The sequence below is a fragment of the Paenibacillus sp. FSL R5-0810 genome (assembly GCF_038002285.1).
GTDB classification, from domain to species: domain Bacteria; phylum Bacillota; class Bacilli; order Paenibacillales; family Paenibacillaceae; genus Paenibacillus_AQ; species Paenibacillus_AQ lactis.
Genome location: NZ_JBBOCF010000001.1, coordinates 3,707,094 through 3,730,294, shown reverse-complemented (window position 1 = coordinate 3,730,294; position 23,201 = coordinate 3,707,094). Strand labels below are relative to the sequence as shown.

Genomic DNA, 23,201 nt, shown 5'->3' with positions numbered 1-23,201 from the left:
TTTTTGTGATGATACCAAGGTTCTCGTTACGCAAAAAGCTGATTTGGTCGGCATTGGTATGCTTTCTCCTTCCGCTTGGCGGAATCTACTTACTGACAAACTATTTAACTAAGGATCTGCTGCTCGAACGGGCGGTTGTCAGCTCTGAGGATGCGCTGCGAGCAGTCCAGTCGGATGTGAACGGCGTGCTCGATCAGACGCTGGAGCTGTCGAACATCGTCCTCACGAATACCGAAATCAGGCAGCAGATCACAGCCAGGCAGAATCGCAAGCTTAAGGAAGAGAACCTGGTGAATTACAGCAGGCTCGTTCGGCTGCTTGATGAGCTGTTCCGGCAGCATGACGAATACTATGTCACCATATTAGGAAAAAACGATGTTACATATACCAATTACTCTCACAGCGATTTCGATCCCAAGCAGCTGTATAAGCAGCCGTGGTTTGAACAGCTGAATCAACTTCCGTCCTTCTCAACCTATTGGGTCGGGCTGCAGGAGAACAGCTTCAATCCCCTGCAAAAACAAAGCTCCCACATCATAACCATAGGGCGCCCGATTCGGACGTCGGCCGGCAGTGTCATTGGTTATGTCATTATCAGCGTGAATGAGCGCAAAATTCGAAGCCACCTAATCCAGCGGGCAAATTCGGATCAGGAGATGATGCTGCTAAGCGAGGAGGGGGTGGTCATTTCCCATTCAGACCCTTCCTTGATCGGAAGTCAAGTAGCATGGTGGAACAGGGACGAACAGTCATCGACAGTCGAAATGAACGGTCAGGAATATGTGTATGCCGAGCAGCCGATCCGCGCGAATTCCTGGCGTCTGGTTAGTTTAATCCCGTTATCCTCGGCCGTATCGAAGCACAAACAGATTCTATTAATCAGTTTTGGATTACAGGTGTTTTTCTTTACATTATTTTGTGTGCTGCTAACGGTGCTGATTGCGACATTCACGAAGCCAATCCGGGATTTAAGCCGCTTTATTACCCATATCGGCCGGGGAAGGCTGGATATGCGCTCGGGTATTAGAGGCAATCATGAGGTGTCCCTCCTGGCACGGACGATTGATCATATGCTGGATCGGATCGAATCCATGATCGAGCAGATTACGATTGAACAATCCAAGAAGCGCAAGGCGGAGCTGGAAATGCTGCAGGCACAAATTAATCCGCACTTTATGTTTAACCTCCTGAATTCGATCAGGCTTAACATTCTGATTCGGGGCGATCAGGAAAATGCCGAACTAATCGCTTCGCTGTCTTCACTGCTCAGGATGACCATTAACCGCGATAATGAGTTCATTCCGCTTCGCGAAGAGGTGGAGACCGTCCAGCATTATATCCGGCTCATGAATTTTCGCCATGCGAATCAGGTTCGACTGCGTATTGATTACGAGCCGGGCTGTGAGGGGGCCCTTGTTCCCCGGTTCATGATTCAGCCGTTCATTGAAAACGCGATTATTCATGGATTTGAGCAGTATGCCGGAGACATCTTTATTACGGCGGCACAGGTCCGTGACAATGCTTCGAATCAATTGCGCATATCTGTACGGGACAACGGGGTAGGCATGAATGAATCCAAGCTGCATGAGCTGCGCGCCAAGGTGATGAGCACACAGGAGCCTGCAGCATCTGCCAGGAAAGGGTTTTCCGGAATCGGCGTGCACAATGTGTTTCAGCGGCTGCGCCTAATCTACGGAGCGGACATTCAGCTGGAGATCGACAGCGAGCAGGACTTAGGAACAACCATCACGTTAATATTTCCATTCGAGATGGAGCGAGGTGAACAGGGTGCTGACAGCAATACTGGTGGATGATGATTATCCGGTAGTACGTTACTTGTCTCAAAGTATTTCATGGAAGGATCTTGGTATCGAATTGATCGGCTGTTATTCGAATGGCTTGGAGGCATGGGAGGATGCGCAGCAGCGCCTGCCCGACATCGTCATAACGGATATCGGAATGCCCAAAATGAATGGCTTGGAGATGCTGGAGAAATTCAGCAAGATCAATCCCCGGTTTAGAGCCGTTATCCTATCCTGCCACAATGAGTTTCATTACGCACAGCAAGCCATGAAATTAAAGGTAAGCGATTATATTCTTAAAGAAAGCTTGAAGGTTGAGCAGCTGCAGGATGTGCTTCACAACCTGTCCGTTGATCTGAACGAGGAGAAGAAACAGGCGTCGGAAGTCATAAAGTATATGCAGAAGGATGCGCTGAACCGGTCGGCGCTCAAAGAAAAGCTGCTGAAGGATACGCTGTACCAGCCGTCTTGGACGAAGGAGGCATGGCTCAAGCACGCCCGGTTGAACGGAATTGTCCTGGATGCCAGATATTACTTGCCTGTGATCGTATCTATCGACCGGATATCGGAAGTGTCCCGGGCTCGCAATATGTATGATTACACCATCGCTTTTGCCGTCGAAAATATCCTGCAGGAAGTGCTGGACACCATGCACCGGAGCGTTATTCTTCATCACAATAATTGCGAACTGGTGGTGTGGATCTGCTGCGAGGACCCTGTCAAGGAACAGCAGCTGCTGCATTACTCTTTGCAGAATGCCATAAGCGCCGTCCAACAATATCTGAAAATATCGATCACCTGTCTGCTGGGGAGGGAAGCGTCCGGGCCTACCGAGCTGCGGGCAGTGCTGATGCCTATGATGAAGGAGCTGAACCATCGGTTTTATTTAGAGGAAGCGAGAGTCCATCGTTTCGAGAAATCCTCCTTTGCGGATGGAGATATGTACGCGGAGTATGCTGCATTTTTCTCGAGAATGAATGACGCTCTGGCGCTGAACCGCTCGGAAAGCTTGGAAGGAATGCTTAACGAATGGGCGAAATGGGTGAAGAAGAGCCGGTTTCATCCCGCAGACGTCAAAGAATGGGTGCTTCAGCTTCTCATGGATTTGCAAATGAAGACGAAGGTCACGCTGCAGGTCCAGCAGAGCATTTCCGAAGAGAAGCTGTATGACGCCGTGAACGGCATTCATACGATGGAGCATTTGCTCAGCTGGATCAGGCATTATTTAAAGGAGCTCTCCCGCAAATTAAGCGTATTGTCAATCCAATCGAAACGGCCCGAAGTGATCCGGGCCCAGCAGTACGTCATACAGCATGTGACCGAGAAAGTGACCCTTGAGGAAATCGCGGGATATTTGAATCTGAATGCCAGCTATTTCAGCCGCCTGTTCAAGCGTGAAACCAACCAGAATTTCATCGAATATGTCAATATGGTCAAGCTGGAGAAGGCCAAACAATTATTACAGAAATCCAATAAATCAATTGAAGAAATATCGGATTATTTGGGCTATGCGAATAAGAGCTATTTTATCAAATTGTTCAAACGGGAATACGGAAAGACACCCAGCGAATATATGTCATGGAACTAATCCTGGTCCATGAGTCAGAGAGGAAGCGATAGCTTGCGGCAGAATGGTAGTGCAGCATATAACGCATTTCGTACGAAAGCCGATGTGAGGCAGGCGGTTACGGATATGCTGGAGCCGTTGAAACGGCGATTTACGCCGGGATGCGCCGGTCTTCAGCTTGGAGATACGGCTGCCGAATACAATGAAGCGATTGCTCTTATGGAGGCTTTCGCAAGGCCGTTATGGGGGCTGGTTCCCCATGCCGGCGGGGGAGGCGAATCAGATCTATGGCCTCTATACCTGAAGGGGATCGTTAACGGCACCGATCCGGAACACGAGGAATACTGGGGGGCCTTTGCAACCAAGGACCAGCGAATGGTCGAGCAGGCCGTGCTGGGGCTTGGGCTGGCGCTTGCGCCGCATAAACTTTGGCACCCGCTGAACGAGCGCGAGCAGGAAAACCTGTATGGGTGGTTGAATCAAATTAACTTGGTGGATCGTTCGAATCCGAATAATTGGCTGATGTTCACGGTTCTTGTGAATATCGGGTTCAAGAAGGTAGGAATGCCATATAACCAGGCCATCATGGATGAGTACCTGGATACGATAGAGTCCTATTATCTGGGGGATGGCTGGTATTCCGACGGCAAGACGGATCAGCGGGATTATTACATTCCTTTTGCCATGCATTTCTACACGCTGATCTACGCCAAACTGATGGAAGATGATGATCCGGTGCGCGCCAAGGTTTACCGGGAGCGGGCGAAGATATTTGCCGAGCAGTTCATTTATTGGTTTGCCGCGGATGGAAGCAGCATTCCCTTTGGACGCAGTCAGACCTACCGCTTCGCTCAAGTCTCCTTCTGGTGCGCGCTTGTATATGCCGGCGTCGAGCCGTTTTCGCTGGGGGTCATGAAAGGGATTATTATGCGCCATCTGCGGTGGTGGCTCGCCCAGCCGATCTTTACGACGGACGGTTTGCTTAGCATAGGCTACGCTTACCCTAATCTGATCATGGCAGAGAGCTATAATGCTCCCGGATCTCCTTACTGGGCGTTTAAAACCTTTCTCATTCTGGATTTGCCGGATGACCATCCATTCTGGTCGGTGGAGGAGGAACCCCTCCCCAGCTTGGAGCCGATCTCCGTTCAGCCACACGCTCGCATGATGATTTGCCGTCCGGAGGATGATGGACATGCTGTTGCTCTGGCATCCGGGCAAATGGCGAATTTCACTATGGCACACAGCGCAGCCAAATACTCAAAATTTGCTTACTCCACGCGCTTTGGCTTCAGCGTTCCCAAAGGCTATTACGGCTTGACGGAAGGGGCCTTCGATTCCATGCTTGCCCTGAGTGAGCGGGATGAGCATTATCGTGTGCGGCGTTACTGCGAGGAGTTTCAGGTTGAACAACAGTTTGTGTATTCGAGATGGCTGCCTTGGCACGACGTCGAGGTACGGACATGGCTTATTCCTGCAGGGCTGTGGCATGTGCGGATTCACCGCATTCATACGGGCCGCAGGCTGACGGCGGCCGAAGGCGGATTCCCAGTGGGGAGGATGACCGGCTTGACCGGAAGCGAACCGGACGCCATCCGGACGGCAGCGGATCGAATTGCAGCGATTATGCCTGGAGGCATTAGCGGCATCGTCAATTTGCAAGGATATGACGGCGCGATGATGGTCTATCCGGAAGCCAATACGAATTTGCTGAAGCCGCGAACGATGATCCCTACGCTGATCGCGGAGCTTGAACCGGGGGACAGCTTCCTGATTTCTGCGGTATTCGGCGCTTCGAGCTCTGAAAGGAACGAAAGCGTTCTCAAACATCCGCCAATGGTAGAACAGACGCCTGGAGGAACGATCAAGATCACCGAAGCTCTCTCCAGGAGCGTTATTGTTGAAATCAAGACAGAATAATCGGCAAAGGGGAGAGTAAAATGTGGAAGTTTGCGATTGAGGACGCCCTCGTCAAAATCAAACAGAATATTCAAAAACACCCTGGAAAATTACCACACATCATCGAAGGACAGCGCTATGATTGGGGTGAGAACAACGACTGGATCGAGGGCTTCTATACCGGCATGATGTGGCTCGCCTATGAATTTGGTCAGGATCCGTTCTATAAAGAAGCAGCCGAGTCCTATTTAGCCAACTTCAAGCATCGTCTGGACCATCATATCGAGCTGGACCACCATGATATCGGATTTTTATACTCACTGTCCGCGGTTGCACAGTGGCGTGTAACCGGGAATACAGCTGCGCGCGAGCTTGCGCTCCAAGCAGCCGATGCCTTATTAGCGCGGTGGAGGCCTAAGATCGGAATTATTCAGGCATGGGGGAAAGAGGACGATCCCGAAAATGGGGGGCGGATCATTATCGACTGTCTGCTGAATCTCCCGCTTCTGTTCTGGGCGCATGAGCAGACAGGTGATGCTAAGTATTATGATGTAGCAATGAAGCATGCTCTTAAGAGCCAGAAGTTTCTGGTACGGGGGGACGGTTCTTCCTATCATACCTTCTACTTCGACACCGACAATGGAAATGCGCTCCGTGGAGGCACCCACCAGGGCTACCGGGACGGATCGACGTGGACCCGGGGCCAGGCATGGGGGATTTACGGTTTTGCCCTTGCATACAGATATACGAAGCATGCCGATTTCTTGTCAACGTCAAAGCGCATGGCCCGTTATTTTATCGATCGTCTGCCGGAGGATGCGGTCGTTTACTGGGATTTCGATGTTCCGGTCGAGGATGGCACACCGCGCGACAGCTCGGCCTCGGCGATTACGGCGTCCGGACTGCTTGAGCTGCTGGAGCTGATAGGCGACAGCGATCCGGATCGGGCTCTGTTTGAAGATGCGCTGAATCGCAGCATGAAATCACTCGTTGAGCGCTATGCCACGACCGATTTGCCGGACGCGGAAGGGCTGCTGAAGCATGGCTCCTATCACGTAAGGGGGGACCGGGCCCCGGACGATTATATGATTTGGGGCGATTATTATTATCTGGAAGCCCTTGTCCGGCTTGAGCGTGGAATCAAAGGCTATTGGTATGAAACATAAGATGGCGTTATAAGGTTCTAAACCTCTGACAGCTTTTAGCTGCAGAGGTTTTTTTACGATATGCGAGGGCAAGGCAAAGGGATGAACCAACAAGTAAAAATCGTACGGTATCCGTCAAATATGTTCATTATATCCACGCTTGAAGCCCGACTATAATAAGGGTGGCAATAAAATGAAAGCGATTTCAATTTAAGGAGGAGATTCTGTTGGTAATAAAGAGGCCTGCCAGGACGGGAATGCTGCTCGTCTTCCTGCTGGTTGTGGTCACCGGACTTTCCGTCACCGTGATCTGGAGCCATGCGGCTCAGTCATCAGAGGATCCCGTTGTATTTACGATTAATGATGAACCCGTGACGGCTGAAGAGTTTCGATTTTTTTTGCAGCAGAACAAAGCTTTAACCGTCAGTGATTTCAAACGCAAATATCATGCGGATTACCATGCGGATTTCTGGACCTCCTCCTACCAAGGACAGAATCCACTGGACTACGCCAAACAGAAAACGATCGAGGATTTGAAAAAAATAAAGATCGAGCAAATGCTGATGAAACGGTACGGGATCATCGAAGATTCGTCCTTTGCTTCCTTTTTGAAGCAGCTAGAAGCGGAGAATAAGGACCGGCAGCAGAATATTCGCAATAAGCAGCCGATTTACGGTCTTCAGAAGTATGGGGCCGAGCCATTTTATTCGTATCTCCACAGCATGAACTATCAAGCTCTAATCGATGACCTGGTCAAGAAGAATAAGGCTGCGCTTACGGATGCAGAGCTGAAGCCATTGTATGACGAGATTAAATCGGACGATTTTCATCTAGGCTATTCTTTTGATTACGAAATCATCTCGGCGGAAAGCCCGCAACCGTTGGAACAGCTGTGGGATCAACTCTTAACGCGGCCTGGCAGTGTCCAGGAATCTATCGTTCCATTAGGGCCTTCGAAGGATATCGTCGTTCGGCAGGACACGCTGGACATGGATACAAAGTCCAAAGACGATGATGGGGCACAAGAGCTGCAGGAGATGTTCATGACCATGCAGCCCGGGGAGTTTACCGACATTCTACGTGATCATAACGGCCCGATGATGCTGAGGCTTCTCGAAACCGAGGACAAGGGCTACGTGCCTTATGAGCAAGCGAGAACTTCCTTGGTTCAGCTATATATGGAGAGGCAGCTGGAGCAGCTCGTTGAAGACCAACTGCGTCAAGCAACGATGGAGATCGACGAGGAGGTGCTTAAGACGATTTCGTTCTCGAACTAGATCATTAGAACAGGAACAGGAGGGTATTAAAAAATGAACCTTGGTAAAATAAAGCCGATTAGAAGGCTGTTTGCCGTTTGTCTCAGCATGCTGTTAGGGTTCTCCCTGGCAACAACCGGTCTAACAGGCGGGCAGGCCAATGCTGCCGCTAACCCTAGTGATGAAGCGGTTCATTCCCTAACAGATGGTGCGGTACCTCAAGCAGCTGTCGGAACAACCTATTATGTCAGTGTAGACGGGAATGATGCGGATGACGGAAGGTCGGAAGATCATGCGTGGGCAAGCCTTGAGAAAGTAAACAGCATGAAATTTGCTCCGGGTGACCGTGTCTTATTCAAAGCAGGGGACGTATGGAATGGCTCGCTTAAGCTTCGGGGCATCTCGGGTACCGAAGATGCTCCAATCGTATTCAGCAGCTATGGTGATATCGAGCAACTCGGCCGTCCTGTAATTAACGGAAATGGAACAACCACAACGGAAATTTCAAAGATCATACTTAATTATAAAGGGGTAGCCGACAAGACGATGTCAGCCACCATCGATGTCGTGGACGGAAGCTATCTCGAGTTTTCCAACTTTGAGCTGACCAACTACAACCCGAACGTCGTTTCCCAGCGCGCAGGCATCAATATTCGTACGGCTTCCACCACGGTAACGGAATGGGAGGCGAACCCCCATAAGGGAATCGTCATCAAGAATAACTATATCCATGATGTGGACGGGAATCCGAAGGGGTGGAAGATCGGCAGCGGAGGCATCCTGATCCTTGGCAATATTTCGGATGTTCTGGTTGAAGGCAATATTGTAAAGCGGGTGGATATCGAAGGCATCCGTAACGCCGGGCTGTATAAGGAAGGCGATGTCAAAGCCAACTTCCCAAGGGTTTTTGAAAATATTATTTTCAGAAATAACTACGTGGAAGAGGTTCAAGGCGATGGCTTTGTCATGAGCAATGTCGGCACGAATGGAAGAATGGAGTACAACACCGTAGTCAAGCATTCCGCAAAAAACGTGGGGAATGTCAATTATGCCGGTCTTTGGGTCATCGGCGTCAAGGATATGGTGATGCAATTCAACGAAGTATATGGCGGCATCTACGGGTACAATGACGGTCAAGCCTTTGACGTCGATATGTTCTGTGAGGGGACGTTGTATCAATACAACTACAGTCACAGTAATCGAGGCGGCTTTATTCTTTTTATGGACGGCTCCACCAATTCCGTCGCCCGGTATAATATCAGCGTAAACGATGGCGACGGCAGATATTTGCTGCATTATTTGCCGACAAGGGAAGCGTACGCGCCGCTTATTCATAACAATACGTTCTTCACGGATGCGAATATTTCGACCAAAATCTTTAATGCCTCCGGTAAATACGCCAAATTGTATAATAATATTTTCTATACGAAAGCGGATACGCCGATGGGGGCAAGCACGTTTTCCGGCGGTGAGATCAAGCATAATGTGTTCTATCCCGGGACGAATATCAAAGATACCGACTTTCCTGGTGCAGCTGTAGAAGATAATATCTTCGAAAGCCCGAAATTGGCCAGACCCGGCGAAGAGCCGAAGGATATTATTGATGCAGGAGCCGGTTTTTTCGATGTTGAGCAATTGAATGGATATAAGCTGTTACCGGGATCGCCGGCTATTAATGCAGGGACGGATATTCGGAATCTCACTCCCTCTGTGTGGGCTCCGGCAGATAAGGATTTCTTCAACAACCCGATAACGGATGGCTCCATTGATATCGGCGCTCACGAATCGAACGACGAACCGGATCATCAGGTTCCCGAGGTCTTGCCGGTATCGATGAGTTTAAATTATGAGAAACTGGACCTGTACGCGCAGCAGGCAGGCAAAACGTTAACCGCCCAGTTCGAACCGAAGGACACCTGGTTCAAAGGAGTCAAGTGGTCAAGCAGCGACAGCCAGGTCGCAGCGGTAAGTCCGAATGGGTTCATTACACCCGTTCGTCCCGGTGAAGCCATCATCCGGGCTGAAAGCACGGTTCATCCGGCTATCTATGCTGAGGCCCATGTAACCGTGCATGCTGCATCAAGCATTGAATCATATCAGGTCGCTGCGGATTCACTCGAGTTATCCGAATCCAATCCATCCGTTCAGCTGCGAATGGACGGCATAACCGAGGACGGAGTTGTGATGGAGCATGCGCCTTATTATCGCGTTCGATATGAGGCGGATCCGAAATCGTTCAACATTGATCCGGACACCGGCATTTTGACTGCAATCGGCGACCTTTCCGGCATGGATTCCGTCGAGGTTAAGGCCGAGGTACAGGAATATCAGGATCTTCAATACTCCCAGAGCTTTGAAGCCGGGTGGGGGGACTTCATACCGGAGACCGGAACCGAGATTACGACAGGAGCGATCTCCGATAAAGTCGCCTATCAAGGCGAGCGCAGTGCGTTGTTTGTTACCGGGAACGGCAGCAATGCGATCCAGAAGCTGTTCGGGACCAAGCAGCAAGGAATTGTAACGATCATGATGTACGATGACGGCTCCAAATCCGGAAACACGCGGGTTGTAGCCCATGTCGGCAACGCGAGAACCACTTTGCTCGCAGGAATGGGCGTGCTTTACGATGGCAGTAGCTATGGGTCGCAGGATTATTATTCCGTACGGGCAAGCAGCTCCTCAACCGCTTGGGAGGCAACCCAAGTGAAACGCAGCAAGGGCTGGCATGAGTTGAAATGGGACTACACTTCAGGCACAGATTTAAAGATGTACATTGACGGGCAATTGGTAAAAACGACGAGTGCCATAAAAGATTTTGACCGGATCGTACTCGGCTTCTTATGGGATTCGGCGAATGGCCGTACCTTCGCTTTCGATAACATCAAGTACGCTTTAACCGATGAGAAGATTACGAAGTCTGCGGCTCCGCTTACTTTGTCCGTCAAGCCTAAAGCGGATAAGGCGGCATTAGAGCAGGCCATAACCGTTGCGCAGAGCGTCTATGATTCTGCAGTAGAAGGAGATGAACCGGGCCAGTATCCTGAAGGCTCGAAGCTTCGCTTGTATGAGGCGATCGAAGCTGCCGAACAGGCGCTGAGTAAAGCGGATTTAACGCAAGCGGAGATCGATGCGGCTGTGATCGCACTTCAGGAGGCGGTAAAGGCATTCCAATCCTCGGTGATCGTCGATCCGTCCATACCGGCGGATAAGCGTGAATTGAATGAAGCCATTACGGTTGCGAAAGCGGTCTACGCCGAGGCCGTAGAAGGAAGTGCGCCGGGGGAATATCCGCTGGGAGCAAAGCAGAAGCTCCATTTAGCCATTGAGGCTGCTGAAGCCGTCATGGAACGCCAGGATGTCACGCAAGGAGAAATTCAAGCAGCCGTTACGGCTTTAATTGCGGCTGTCGCCGAATTCAAGGCAAGCGTTAATCCAGGCAGTGAAGCGCCGCCTAGCTGGACGGAAGGGAGACTCGTAGCGGAGAAAGTATCGCCATCGAGCGTCACCCTGCATTGGTCCGGTACCATTAAAGCCGATCAGGTGGATAAGTTTATAATCTATCAAAATGGTGCAGAACGAGTGACCGTGACCGGATCCGTATACCGGTACGAGGCTGCCGGATTAAGTCCGAATACGCCATACACATTCAAGATTGAAGCCGGCGATTCGAATGGACGATGGAGCACCGACGGTCCTGAAATATCCGTAACGACAGCAGCGGCCGTCGTCGATCCGGGCGCTGGAGGCGGCTCTTCGGATGGCGGGCCATCAACGCCTATGCCAGCCCCTTCTGTGCCGAATACGGGCGGACAGGAAGACGGCAGGGATGCGGAGGGAGATGACGGGGAAGAGGTCGTGAAACCAACACCTCCGAAGCCAGGGATAAGCCTTACCGATCTTTATGGACACTGGGCTGAGTCTGCGATCCGGAAAGCTGTTGAGCTAGGGTGGGCTCGGGGATATGCGGATAAGACCTTCCGGCCGAACGCCAACATTACTCGTGCGGAGTTTGCCGTGTTGTTGGGAAGGGCCTTGGATTTGGATCAGCAGGAGGCTTCGGCAGACCTCAAGGATATGAACCGGATTCCTGTCTGGGCTAGACCGTATGTGGCTGGGGCCGTCAAGGCCGGAATCATTCAAGGGTATAGGGATCATACCTTCCGGCCGTCGCAGGAAATTACCCGACTCGAGATGGCTGTCATGATCGCAAGAGCGAAGGGGGTGCCATTGGATTCCACGGCGAGCGTTCCATTTGCCGATGCAGAGCTAATCCCTGCTTGGGCTAAGCCGTATTTGGCTGCAGCTTACGACGCGAAGCTGATTCAAGGAAGAGGAGGCGGCATGTTTGCCCCGCACCAGCCTGCGACCCGGGCTGAATCCGTTCACTTGATCGTTGCTATGCTGAGCGAGTAATAGAGGGGATGCCTAAATGTATTTTGAAGGGGCTAACGGCTAAAACTTTAAATTTTGCATTGTAAAGGGGCTGGCCCATAAGTAAATCCGCTGCTTGATGACAGCCCCACAATCAAAAAGCATATCAAAACAAGGGATGGTGCTGCTTCGGATGTTATCCGTGAGCCGCCATCTTTTGTTTATCGATCATGCGGAGCACCCCGCAAGGTACGAAAAACCTGACCATGTACGAAAAAAGAGCGTACTTTTCAAACATCCCGATCGGAACGATAATGAGGGTGTCTACAACATCAAACCGAATGGAGAGAGAACGCATGAATATATTGGTTGTTGCTGCTCACCCGAATTTGGAGAATTCCCGCGCGAACCGGGCACTGCTTGATGCAATCCAAGGAATCGAAAATGTGCATGTCCACGATCTGTATAAGGAATATCCGAATTGGCATATTGATGTAAAGCGGGAGCAGGAGCTCCTGCTCGGATACGAGCGGATCGTATTCCAGTTTCCGTTCTATTGGTACAGCTGCCCGCCGCTTTTGAAAAAATGGTTCGATGATGTATTGGTACGCGGCTGGGCATACGGGCCGGACGGCAATCATCTGAAGGATAAGGAGTTTATGGTTGCAATAACGGCAGGCGGCTCAGAGAACGGGTTCCGTGCAGGCGGTGACAATCGGTTTACGATTAGTGAGCTGCTGCGGCCGATTCAGGCCACGTTGACGCACTGCAAGGGGGAGTTCCTTCCGCCCTATGCCATGTATGATGCGGACCGGCTAACGCCTCATCAGTTCCGGGAGCAGGCAGAACGTTATGCGGAGCATATCCAGGCCGGGGTCAAGCAGCTGGCGCGCTAAACATTCACTTGCCTGCCGCAACGCCAATGAGGGATGATATGGTAATGGGTCGGCGGGCAGCTTCTTGGACTGCTTACCCGCCGACATTTCCCGCTTCGTGCCCGCGCCGCACGAGCGAAAGGGGACGAAGCGTCTGATTGGGGGAATGACGATGCAGATCGATGAACCGGTCCACCTTGAACCTTATGTCGAGAGCTGGAGGGAATTATACCTTTCGGAGCGTAAGCGCCTGCTGCGTTCCGTCGGCGAGTTAACGAAGGCCATCGAGCATTTCGGAAGCACATCCGTGCCGGGAATGACCGCCAAGCCGATCATCGATATATTGGTGGGTGTAGAGGACCCGTCTGCTGCAGCGGATGAGATCATCCGGCGTCTGAACGGCATCGGATACGAGCATCTGGGCGAAGCCGGTATTCCCGGAAGGCGATATTTTCGCCAAAGAGGCCTCCATTATTACAATGTGCACGTCGTTCAATATCGAGGGGAGCTTTGGAACAACAACCTGCTGCTCCGCGATTATTTGAGGGAGCATCCCGAGGAAGCGCAGCGCTACAGCGACATGAAGGAGCACATTCTTGAACGCGGTGCGCAGACCTTGTTATCCTACTCGGCTCAGAAGCATGCATTTGTGAGCGGACTGCTGGAGCGGGCAGCAGCATGGGCCGGAGCTTAGCGAAAATATTTATCCCTGCTTTATCGGGCCGGGCCCTGCGTCATGGTCTTGCTCTGCTTTCGGAATTCCGACGGGGTAAGGCCATGCACCTTTTTAAACGTTTTGCTGAAGTGGACATAGTCCGAGTACCCGACGCGATATGCGGCCTCCTGCGCGGACAAGCCGCCTTGTGCGAGCAGCTCCTTCGCTTTCTCCATCCGTACCTGCGTTACATACTTGACGAAATTCATATTGGTCTCGTTCTTGAAGGTCCGGCTTAAGTAGGTCACCGACATCCCGAGCGAGTCGGCCACCTCCTGCAAGGACAGATCCTCCGCCGCATAATTCTCCTCGATATAACGCTTGGCTTTCACGATATTGTGATGCGCTCCGAGATTCCGCATGCCTTTTATCCAATAGATGGTCTCGCTTATGATCTTAAGAAGACGCTGTCTACAGGCTTCCTTGTCATCGTCCTGAGCGATGTCCGGGGTGTGCATGCCGTTCCTAAGCTCCCCGTCCGGCAGCTTTAATCCACGCTCCTCCAGCATTAGCAGCAATTCCTGCATAAGCATTCGAACATAGCGCGGCAAACTGACATCTGCCGGTCCGCCTGTTTCGAAATGGGCGATCATGTCGCCGGCGAGCGCCAAGGCTTCGCGCTCCTGCGCCGACCAGAGCAGGTCGACGAGCTGTGCCTTCGACCGCTGCTGGGCAAGCGTCCAAGCGGTCTGACGGGAGAAGCGCTCCACCCGGCGATCCAGCTCTTCGCAGGCCTTCACCAGCGCCGCATGGAACTGGGCAGGATCGACCGGCTTCAGCAGAAAATCGGATACCCCGCAGCGCATCGCCTGCCGGGCATACTCGAAATTGTCGTGACCCGACAGAATCAGGATAAACGTATGCTTGCGGCTCTCTCTAACCCTGCGGATGAATTCCAGTCCATCCATTTCGGGCATGCAAATATCCGTCACGATAATATCGGGCGAGGTCTCTTCCATCAATTTCAGCGCTTCGGCGCCATCCTCCGCTTCAGCCACCACTTCAATCCCAAGACCCGACATCTCCGTCAGTTTTCTTAGACTCAAATGAATCGCATATTCGTCATCGATGATCATCAATTTGTACATGCCGAAGCCTCCTCGTCAGCAGTATAGGGAAGACGGATTTCGAAGATGGTTCCTTCGTCCGGCGCCGAATGGATCAGCTGCAGCCCATATCCGGAGCCGAAGGTAAGCGCGAGCCGTTCATGAACGTTCATAATGCCGATGCCGCTCGTGGCCTCCCCTTGCGTTTCTTCCGCATGGTGATCTCCTCCCGGGTACACCGCGGATTGCAGTGCCCGCTGAATCCGGGCCAGCTTCTCCGGCGGCATGCCGTTGCCTTCATCGCGGATGACGATGACGAAGCAGCTGCTCTCGGCCCTCGCGCTGATGCCAATATACCGGGGCTTCCTGCCGCGATATCCGTGAATGAACACATTCTCGACGATCGGCTGCAGCGTCAGCCTGACGGCCTGGACCCGGGTGACGAGGCGTTCATCGACATCCAGCTCGACTTCAAGCTTGCGGAAGCGGGCTTGCTGAAGCTCCAGATAGGCCTGGATATGCGCAATTTCCTCCCGGAGCAGGACGATGGATCCGGCGTGGCTAATATTGTAACGGAACATATGGGCAAGCGCGCGCGTCATGCGGCTGATCTCCATATGATTGTCCGCGATGGCGTAAGAGTTGATGATTTCCAAGGAATTGTACAGAAAATGCGGGTTGATGTGGGATTGCATCGACCGCAGCGCGGATTCCTTCTGTTTGATGATCAGCTCGCGCTCCTTGAGCTGCGAGGTATGAACCTCCCGGATCAGACGCTTGAGCTCATCCGTCATTCGGTAAAAGCTATGGAAAACGGCGCGCATTTCATTGTTCCGGAATGAATGCGTCTTGGCAGGCAGAACAAAGTCACCCTTCTCCACTCGGGCCATCAGCTTCTGCAGCATCACAAGCGGCCGTGTCAACGACAAGGAAAAGCCCCCAACAAGAGCCAGCGAGATGCCGATGAGTACGGCCGCCGCCGCCAAAGAATAATTCCGCTGCGTGATCAGATTGCCGATCAGGCTGCTCAGCGGAAGATCGGCAACGACGGTCCAGCCGGCCATCCGCGATTGCTCATGGATCACCATCTTTTCTGCCGGAGAGGCCGGATCCTGGTGGCGAAAGAAGGAGGAGCTGCTGCGGCTCTCCAAGCGTCTCAGCAGACTTTCTTCGACCTCGGTTCCGATGAGGCTGGAATCGGGATGATAGATGATTTGCCCTTCGCTTCCCATAATCCAGACGTTGAAGCTGCCCAGGGAATCATTGGTGCAGATCGCTCCGATCTGCTGCAGATTGAGATCAACAACCAGCAGGCCCTTGTACAGAAAGGACGAGTTGTCATAGAGCTTCCGGGCAATCGTCAGGGACGGTGTGGGTCCAACCTTGCTTAGCCCCAGGATCTGAAAGTCGCTCAGCTGATCCATCCGGGAGAGATAGGACAGATTGCGTTTGCGGATATCCGTCATATTGAGCAGTCCGGGAGCCTGTTCGTAATCGGTGATCTGCCGTTTGTTGCTGGCAACCAGCGAGATGCCGATGATATCGGATCGGCCGTAGATCATCTGGGCGAACAGATCGTCTTCGACCTTCTTGGCGAGCTGGAAGTACTGGTAGGGAGTTAAGGGCTGGGCCGACAGAAATTGTTGAATCTGCGGATTATGGATGAAAGGATACGTAGAATTCTCCAGATTGTTGATATAGGAATCCAGCGACACGTTGGTCTGCTCGATGATGCGTTTATTCGTGTCGACGGCAAACTTCTCGATGGCTTCGGTGGAGGACTGGTACCAGAAGCTGCCAAGCAGAAAGAATGGAAGACCGATGAATACAATAATCAATACGAACAGTCGCTGGTTGATGGTCAGATTGCCAAAGGACATCCGCTGCTTGTTCATCTATGGATCCGCCTTCCTTCAGTTATGGAGTGTGGATTGTAAGGAACATTGTAGCAAAAAAACACAAGTTGTAAATAAAAGAACAGCAGTCGGGAGCAAGAATACACAAGTCAGTCAAGAAAGCACATGGGCCGCCGCCGGGATATTCATTACAATGCTAGTAATCCATACGAATATGAAGACAGGGGGTTAATCGATCGTGAAAAAAAGAAAAGGCTTGTACAGCTGGCTTGCCGCTTTGCTGCTTGTAACCGTGTTTGCAAGCGGTTGCAGCGGAGGAAGTCAACAGGATGGCGGAGCAGCCTCTCCTCCCAAGGAAGAAGACGGCGGGAAGCAGGTAGAGATTTTGCTGGGCTACTACTCCAGCGACAGCTCTGACACCAAGATGAAGGAGCTGATCGACCGGTTCGAGGAGCAGCATCCGAATATTAAGGTGAAGACGCAGAGCGCGCCGTACGGCCAGTTCTATCAGAAGCTCGACACCCAGATTGCGGCCGGTCAGGCACCGGACGTATGGCTCTCGGACGGCGTCTATGTGATGAAATACGCGCAGCGCGGCGCGGCTAAAGATCTGACGGACTGGATCGTCCGCGATCTGAAGGCCGAGGAATATTACGGTCTGGATTTCAACAAGGACGCCGAGGGCCGTTATTGGGGCGTGCCCCAGGGCATCCAGGTCGGCGTGCTGTTCTACAACAAGGATCTGTTCGATAAGGCAGGCGTCGATTATCCTTCCGAGGATTGGACCTGGGAGGATCTGAAGGCGACGGCAGCCAAGCTGACGGTCGATGCTGCAGGGAAAACGGCCGAGGATGCCGGCTTCGATCCGGCAAGCGTCAATCAATTCGGCCTGACGTTCTTCAGTATTACCGAGGGCTGGTTCTCGGTAATGAAGTCGTATGGCGGCGGAGTTCTTGACGAGAAGGCCGAGAATTCGATCGTCAACACGCCGGAGAACAAACAGGCTTTTGAATGGATGGTAGACGGCATGCAGCGCGGGATTATTACGGACCCGGTGGATTTGAAGAGCTTCCAGAGCAATACGGCCGTATTTCCGAGCGGATCGGCAGCGATGCGGATCGGCATTTACGCAAGGGTGCAGGCGGCGAACGAGGCAGGGCTGAACTATGACGTGACCCTGCTGCCGAAGGGTCCCGACGGCAAACGGGTATCTCCGGTGATCGCGAACTCCTGGGTCATCAACCAGAAGTCGAGTGACGAGAAAGCGGAAGCCGCCTGGGAATGGATCAAATACTGGGCGACCGAGGACGAGGTGCAGAAGCAGTGGACGGAGCTTGGCGAAGCGGTGCCGGTCAAGAAATCCGTTGCGCAGTCGGATGTGTTCCTGAAAGCGGGCGAGCAGCCGGCGAACCGCAAGGCGTTCCTCGACAGCCTTGAATTCGCGCAGACGCTGGACAATAACGCCGTATGGGAGGAATGGGTCGGCAAATTCAACGAGAACGCGGAGCGGGCATTCCTGGGAGACGCGACGATTGATCAGGCATTGAGCGATGCTGATGCGGCGGTTCAAGCGGTGCTGGACGATTTTTATAAAAAATAATGCAAGATCTGCTCAAGAAAGGCGGGAGCGATTATGGACAACACGCTGATCGATAAGACAAAGCCAAAAGCCGAGCTTCTACCGCACGGCAAACCCGCCCGAAAACGGACCTGGGATCATGAAGGACGATGGGGGCTGCTGATGGCATCCCCCTATATTCTCCACTTCATCGTGTTTGTGGCGGGGCCGCTCGCGGCATCGCTGTACTTCAGCTTCTCCGATTACGACATGCTGAACCCGCCTGAGTGGACGGGGCTCGATAATTTCCGCCGGATGGCGGACGATCCGATGTTCTGGCGTTCGCTGTGGAACACGCTCTATTTCACCGTGCTGTTCGTGCCGCTCCAGACCTTCCTGGCCCTGGTGCTGGCGGTTGCTCTGAATCAGCGCTTGAAGGGGCTGAAGTGGTTCCGCATGGCGCATTTTATACCGGTCATCTCTTCCTGGACCGTCATTCTGTATGTCGCGGACGCGGTTTTCAATCCGCGCTTCGGTCTGGCGAACATGCTGCTGCAGAAGCTGGGCCTCGCCGGTCAAGGCTGGCTGCAGGACCCGAAGCTGACAATCCCGCTCCTCGTGATGATCGCGGTGTGGAAGGGGATCGGCTACATCATGGTCATTTATTTGGCCGGCTTACAGAGCGTTCCAGGCGACTTGTATGAGGCGTCCGAGATCGACGGGGCGGGGGCGCTCCGCAAATTCCGGTACATTACGATTCCTTTGATCTCGCCAACCACCTTCCTTGTCTTGATCATGAGCACGATCTCTACCTTCCAGGCATTTGAGCAGATCTACGTCCTGACGGGAAGAGGGGATATCAGCGCGGCCGGAGGACCGAACCATTCCAGTCTGGTGCTCATGCTGTATCTGTACCGCGAAGGCTTCACGTTTATGCGGATGGGCTATGCTTCCGCGATTGCGTGGGTGCTGTTCATGATCCTGTTCCTGCTGACGCTGATCCAGCTGCGGGGCCAGAAGAAGTGGGTGCATTACGAATGACAAAGGAAATCTTGTGTGTCAATACGGAAGATGCTTCGGCGATTGGTTTGCGGTGGAAGGGTATATTTTACGGAGGGAAAGAAAAGGGTTATGGGGCTTCGAGCCGTGGAGTTCCTTGGTTCGGCCTCCTCGGCGAGGATCGTCAGGCAGTCAGCTGGTGCAGGAAGGAGGGACTCGCATGAAGTATAAGCTGCTAGGACGAAGCATTGCTTACCTGTTGATCGGGATAAGCTCGCTTGTGATGCTGGTGCCGTTCGCGACGGCATTGATGAACTCGCTCAAGACCTATCGGGAATACACGACCGTTCCGCCCCGATGGATCCCCGAAGTATTCCAATGGTCGAACTATGCGGCTGTATTTAAGCTCGGAAATATCGGCGGCTATACGATGAACAGCGTGATCGTGGCGGGCTTGTCGGTTGCGGGGGCGCTGCTGTCGTGCTCGATGGTTGGGTATGCGTTCGCCCGTCTCCGTTTTCCGCTGAAAAGCGCGCTGTTCGTCATGGTGCTCGGCACGATGATGATTCCCGCGGTCGTGATCATCATTCCGCACTTTATGATTTTTAATGAGCTGAACATGCTGGATACGCTGACTCCCTTGTGGGTGATTGAGTGGCTGGCCCAGCCGTTCGGAATATTTCTCATGCGGCAGGCTTTCATGAATATACCTAAAGAGTACGAGGAAGCGGCGAAGATGGAGGGCTGCAATCCGTTTCAGATTTACTGGCGGATCTTTATCCCGATGGCCAGGCCTACGCTGGCGACGCTGGCGATCTTCACCTTCATGGGCAAGTGGAATGAAATTTTGACGCCGGTCATTTACTTGACATCCAATGAGAAATACACGCTGCCGATCGGGATTCTGTCGCTGTCCGGACAATGGACGGGAAATGAGCAGCTGATGATTGCCGCGGCGCTGGTCAGTCTGGTGCCGATTCTGCTGGTGTTCCTGTTCGCGGAAAAATATTTCGTGCAGAATCACAATATGGCCGGAATCAAATAACGGTCCCGCCAGAGGCATTGCCTTTGGCGGCGGCCGCCGGAAGGGAAGGATCTACAATGAGGATAGCCGCGTTCAGCGGTTCGCTGATCGATTACGATTTGAAGGAAGCGATGGCGGTCAGTGCTTCGCTTGGTTTTGACGGCATCGAAATTGCCTGCCGGGAGCCGCATCTGCATCCGGACATGCCGCTTATGCAGGTCCGGGAAATCAAGAGCGCCGCCGAGGATCACGGCCTTGCGATCCCCGCCTTGGCAGGCTACATGGGTCATTTCTCAACAGCTCAAGCTGAGGCTTGCGCAGCGGAATACGACCGCTTCATGGAGCTGCTGGAGCGCTCCGTGCTGCTGGAGTCGGATATGATCCGGGTGTTCCCCGGGGGGCCGAACGCTTTTCTGGCCGAGCCGGAGCACTATGAGAAGGCGGCCTATTGGATCCGGCGCTGCGCGGACGAAGCGAGGAAGGCGGGGAAGCGGATCGCGCTGGAAATCCACAATCTCTCGCTGGTGGAGACAGTAGACGGTGCGCTTCACCTGTCGGATCTGGTCGGCCGGGACAATGTCGGATTCATTCACGATGCAGGCAATATGTACATTACGGATACCGGGTACGGCGAGGAATCGGTCAGGCGGCTCGGAAGCCGGCTGTTCCACGTCCATATCAAGGATGAGAAGCGGATCGCGAGCGCCGGGGCTCCGGGAACGTTTAAAAATTTGACCCGGCACGGAGAGGAAAGCTTTCTGCAGTGCCGTCTCGGCGAAGGCGAGGTCGACCACGGCGGTTTGCTCCGCGGGCTTAAGGAAAGCGGCTATGATGGCTGGCTTACGCTGGAATGCGCGGCTCCGTACCCGCCGATCGAGCGGCTGGCCTGGGATATGAAGATGCTGCGAACATGGCTTCGGGCTGTGGAGGTGTAAGGAATGACGGATCGAATCAAATATGGCATTATCGGATGTCAGCACGCCCACATCGGCATGTTTATCGAAGAGATGCAGCGGCTCGGGTATCCATGTGCCGGTGTTTACGAACCGGATAACACGAAACTGGCCCGCGAGGTGGCAGAAAGGTTCGGCCTTGCGATCACGTCGGATCGCGAGTCTTTGCTGGAGGATGACGATGTCGGCATCATCGGCTGTGCGGCGGTCAATAACGAGAAGATCGATGTGATCGAGCTGTGCGAGAGCTACGGGAAGCATGTGATGATCGACAAGCCGGCGGTAACGAGTCGCGAGGGTCTCCGCCGTCTGCAGGGGGTGATGGAGCGGGGAAGGATTGAGATCGGCATGATGCTCACCGAACGCTTTCGCGCTTCGCTGTATACGGCACGCAGGCTGGTTATGGCCGGGGAGCTGGGGGAGATTGTCCACATCGCGATGCGGAAGCCGCACCGGCTGAACCCCGCTAACCGTCCGGCATGGCATTTTGACAAGGAGAAATCGGGCGGCATCATCAACGACCTCCTCGTTCACGATTTTGATCTGCTGCGCTGGCTGACCGGCAGGGAAGTGGAGGCGGTATCCGGTCATATGGCCAAAAACATCCTGCCGGAGCATCCGAGCTTTTACGACACAGCAGCCGTGCATGCGGTCATGGAGGGCGGGGTCACCGCAGAGCTGTATGCCGATTGGCACACGCCGGCGGGCAGCTGGACCTGGGGGGACGGCCGGATCTTCATCACCGGCACGATCGGCACGGCAGAGATCCGGCTGGAGGGCGATCCGCTGCTGCAGAGCCGGGAAACGGTGCTCCTAACGGATGCGGAACAGCTTCGGCCACTCGAGCTGGAGGCTCCGCCGAAGCTGCTGGCACAGGATTTCCTAGACCGCATACGGGGAGGATCGGGACAGATCTCCCACCGTGATATTTACAAAGCGTCGGAGGGCACGATTGAAGCAGACGAAGCCGCCCGTGTCATCGTCCGAAGCACGCTGGAAACCGGGCACAACCAATATCGATAGAGCGGGGTGTATTCGAATGGAACAAAGACCGATACGATTCGGCATCATTGGCTGTGGAATTATTGCGGATATTCATGCACAGTGCATCGAAAGCACGGATGAAGCGGAGCTGGCAGCCGTGTTCGATACGAAGCCTGAGTCGGCTGCAGCATTCGTGGAGAAATACGGAGGGGACGTCTGTGGGAGCTTAGAGGAGCTGCTGGCCCGCCCCGACGTGGAAGCGGTATGTATCTGCACGCCGAGCGGACTGCATGCGGACCAGACGGTGCTCGCCGCGAAGGCGGGCAAGCACGTGCTGGTGGAGAAGCCGATGGCAATCCGGCTGGAGGATGCCGAGCGTATGATTGAGGCTTGCAATGAGGCCGGGGTGCGGCTTGCGACGGTTTTTCCAAGAAGGATGTCCCCGCAGGCGAATTACGCCCGGCAGCTGATCCAGGAGGGACGTCTTGGCAAGCTCAGCCTGTGCTCGGCCTATGTGATGCTGTATCGGGACCAGGCTTATTATGACAGCGCTGGTTGGCGCGGAACCTGGGCGATGGACGGCGGCGGTGCGATGATGAATCAGGGCATTCACACGGTGGATCTGCTGCAGTGGCTTGCCGGCCCGGTGACTTCCCTATCGGCCAAAGCCAAGGCGGTGCTGCGCAGCATCGAGGTGGAGGATACGGTGACGGCGGCGCTGGAATTTGCCAGCGGAGCCCTGGGCATTCTTGAGATTACGACGACGGCCAGGAACGCCAAGGGACAGCGGCTGGCGATTCGCGGCGAGCGGGGTGAACTGGTGATTGAAGAAGACGATATCGTGTCTCTGCAAATCGATGGCGAGGACGTGACGCTGCCTGAATTTGAGGCTTTCCGCATCATCCCGGACGGGCACCGCATGCAGATCGAAGATCTGGCGAGAGCGATCCGCGAAGGGCGGCAGCCGATCGTGCCGGGAACGGAGGGCATCCATTCGCTGGAGATCATCCTTGGCACCTATGAGGCATCGCGACAGCGTAAAGACATCAGCATCGGAGAGAAGGCACCTGCAATATAGAAGGAACGAACCGGATCAGCTGGAGTATAGGGGAAGACTCAGCATGCCGGGAAATGCATGTTCTGAGCAGGTT

General features: G+C 53.5%; 16 protein-coding genes. 14 read left to right on the top strand and 2 right to left on the bottom strand.

Annotation, left to right across the window (positions count from 1 at the left end; all coding sequences use genetic code 11):
• Positions 1–8 precede the first annotated feature (8 nt).
• The 8 genes from MKX76_RS16770 (at position 9) to MKX76_RS16735 (ending at position 13,609) form a co-directional block, all read left to right on the top strand.
• Positions 9–1,814: a sensor histidine kinase gene (locus MKX76_RS16770; RefSeq protein WP_341035053.1), complete on the top strand. Its 1,806-nt coding sequence runs from the start codon at positions 9–11 to the stop codon at positions 1,812–1,814.
• Positions 1,789–3,390 (top strand): response regulator transcription factor, encoded by a 1,602-nt coding sequence (locus MKX76_RS16765; protein ID WP_341034253.1) that lies wholly within the window; start codon positions 1,789–1,791, stop codon positions 3,388–3,390. Before MKX76_RS16770 ends, MKX76_RS16765 begins: the two co-directional genes overlap by 26 nt.
• Before the next feature lie 33 nt (positions 3,391–3,423).
• Positions 3,424–5,289 (top strand): DUF2264 domain-containing protein, encoded by a 1,866-nt coding sequence (locus tag MKX76_RS16760; protein ID WP_341034252.1) that lies wholly within the window; start codon positions 3,424–3,426, stop codon positions 5,287–5,289.
• Between the two features lie 20 nt (positions 5,290–5,309).
• Entirely contained in the window at positions 5,310–6,434 is a 1,125-nt protein-coding gene (locus tag MKX76_RS16755; RefSeq protein WP_341034251.1) for a glycoside hydrolase family 88 protein, read from the top strand.
• Positions 6,435–6,640: 206 nt separating this feature from the next.
• A complete protein-coding gene (locus MKX76_RS16750) occupies positions 6,641–7,690 on the top strand; it encodes a peptidylprolyl isomerase (RefSeq protein WP_341034250.1) in 1,050 nt (349 codons plus the stop codon).
• Between the two features lie 33 nt (positions 7,691–7,723).
• On the top strand, positions 7,724–12,082 hold the full coding sequence (locus MKX76_RS16745) for an S-layer homology domain-containing protein (RefSeq protein ID WP_341034249.1): 4,359 nt from the start codon (positions 7,724–7,726) through the stop codon (positions 12,080–12,082).
• A 314-nt stretch (positions 12,083–12,396) separates the two neighbouring features.
• Positions 12,397–12,936, top strand: coding sequence for an NAD(P)H-dependent oxidoreductase (locus MKX76_RS16740; RefSeq protein ID WP_007131528.1), 540 nt, complete (start codon positions 12,397–12,399; stop codon positions 12,934–12,936).
• A gap of 64 nt (positions 12,937–13,000) precedes the next feature.
• Positions 13,001–13,609 carry a GrpB family protein gene (locus MKX76_RS16735; RefSeq protein ID WP_341034248.1) on the top strand — a complete coding sequence of 203 codons (609 nt, stop codon included), beginning with the start codon at positions 13,001–13,003 and terminating at the stop codon, positions 13,607–13,609.
• Between the two features lie 20 nt (positions 13,610–13,629).
• Here the strand turns inward: MKX76_RS16735 and MKX76_RS16730 are convergent, their stop codons facing one another.
• Positions 13,630–14,718, bottom strand: coding sequence for a response regulator transcription factor (locus tag MKX76_RS16730; protein ID WP_341034247.1), 1,089 nt, complete (start codon positions 14,716–14,718; stop codon positions 13,630–13,632).
• Positions 14,706–16,571: a sensor histidine kinase gene (locus MKX76_RS16725; protein WP_341034245.1), complete on the bottom strand. Its 1,866-nt coding sequence runs from the start codon at positions 16,569–16,571 to the stop codon at positions 14,706–14,708. The genes MKX76_RS16730 and MKX76_RS16725 overlap by 13 nt, the downstream gene beginning before the upstream one ends.
• A gap of 199 nt (positions 16,572–16,770) precedes the next feature.
• Here MKX76_RS16725 and MKX76_RS16720 point away from each other — a divergent pair, with 199 nt between their 5' ends.
• The 6 genes from MKX76_RS16720 (at position 16,771) to MKX76_RS16695 (ending at position 23,128) form a co-directional block, all read left to right on the top strand.
• Complete coding sequence (locus MKX76_RS16720) at positions 16,771–18,132, top strand: ABC transporter substrate-binding protein (protein ID WP_213616713.1); 1,362 nt, start codon at positions 16,771–16,773, stop codon at positions 18,130–18,132.
• A gap of 33 nt (positions 18,133–18,165) precedes the next feature.
• Positions 18,166–19,131, top strand: coding sequence for a carbohydrate ABC transporter permease (locus tag MKX76_RS16715; protein WP_007131533.1), 966 nt, complete (start codon positions 18,166–18,168; stop codon positions 19,129–19,131).
• Positions 19,132–19,309: 178 nt separating this feature from the next.
• Positions 19,310–20,134 carry a carbohydrate ABC transporter permease gene (locus MKX76_RS16710; protein WP_007131534.1) on the top strand — a complete coding sequence of 275 codons (825 nt, stop codon included), beginning with the start codon at positions 19,310–19,312 and terminating at the stop codon, positions 20,132–20,134.
• A gap of 56 nt (positions 20,135–20,190) precedes the next feature.
• The gene (locus MKX76_RS16705) at positions 20,191–21,048 is read left to right on the top strand and encodes a sugar phosphate isomerase/epimerase family protein (RefSeq protein ID WP_251536689.1); all 858 of its coding nucleotides are present in this window, start codon (positions 20,191–20,193) and stop codon (positions 21,046–21,048) included.
• Positions 21,049–21,051: 3 nt separating this feature from the next.
• Positions 21,052–22,089 carry a Gfo/Idh/MocA family protein gene (locus tag MKX76_RS16700; protein ID WP_341034242.1) on the top strand — a complete coding sequence of 346 codons (1,038 nt, stop codon included), beginning with the start codon at positions 21,052–21,054 and terminating at the stop codon, positions 22,087–22,089.
• 16 nt (positions 22,090–22,105) lie between these two features.
• Positions 22,106–23,128 (top strand): Gfo/Idh/MocA family protein, encoded by a 1,023-nt coding sequence (locus MKX76_RS16695; RefSeq protein ID WP_251536693.1) that lies wholly within the window; start codon positions 22,106–22,108, stop codon positions 23,126–23,128.
• Positions 23,129–23,201: the final 73 nt, after the last annotated feature.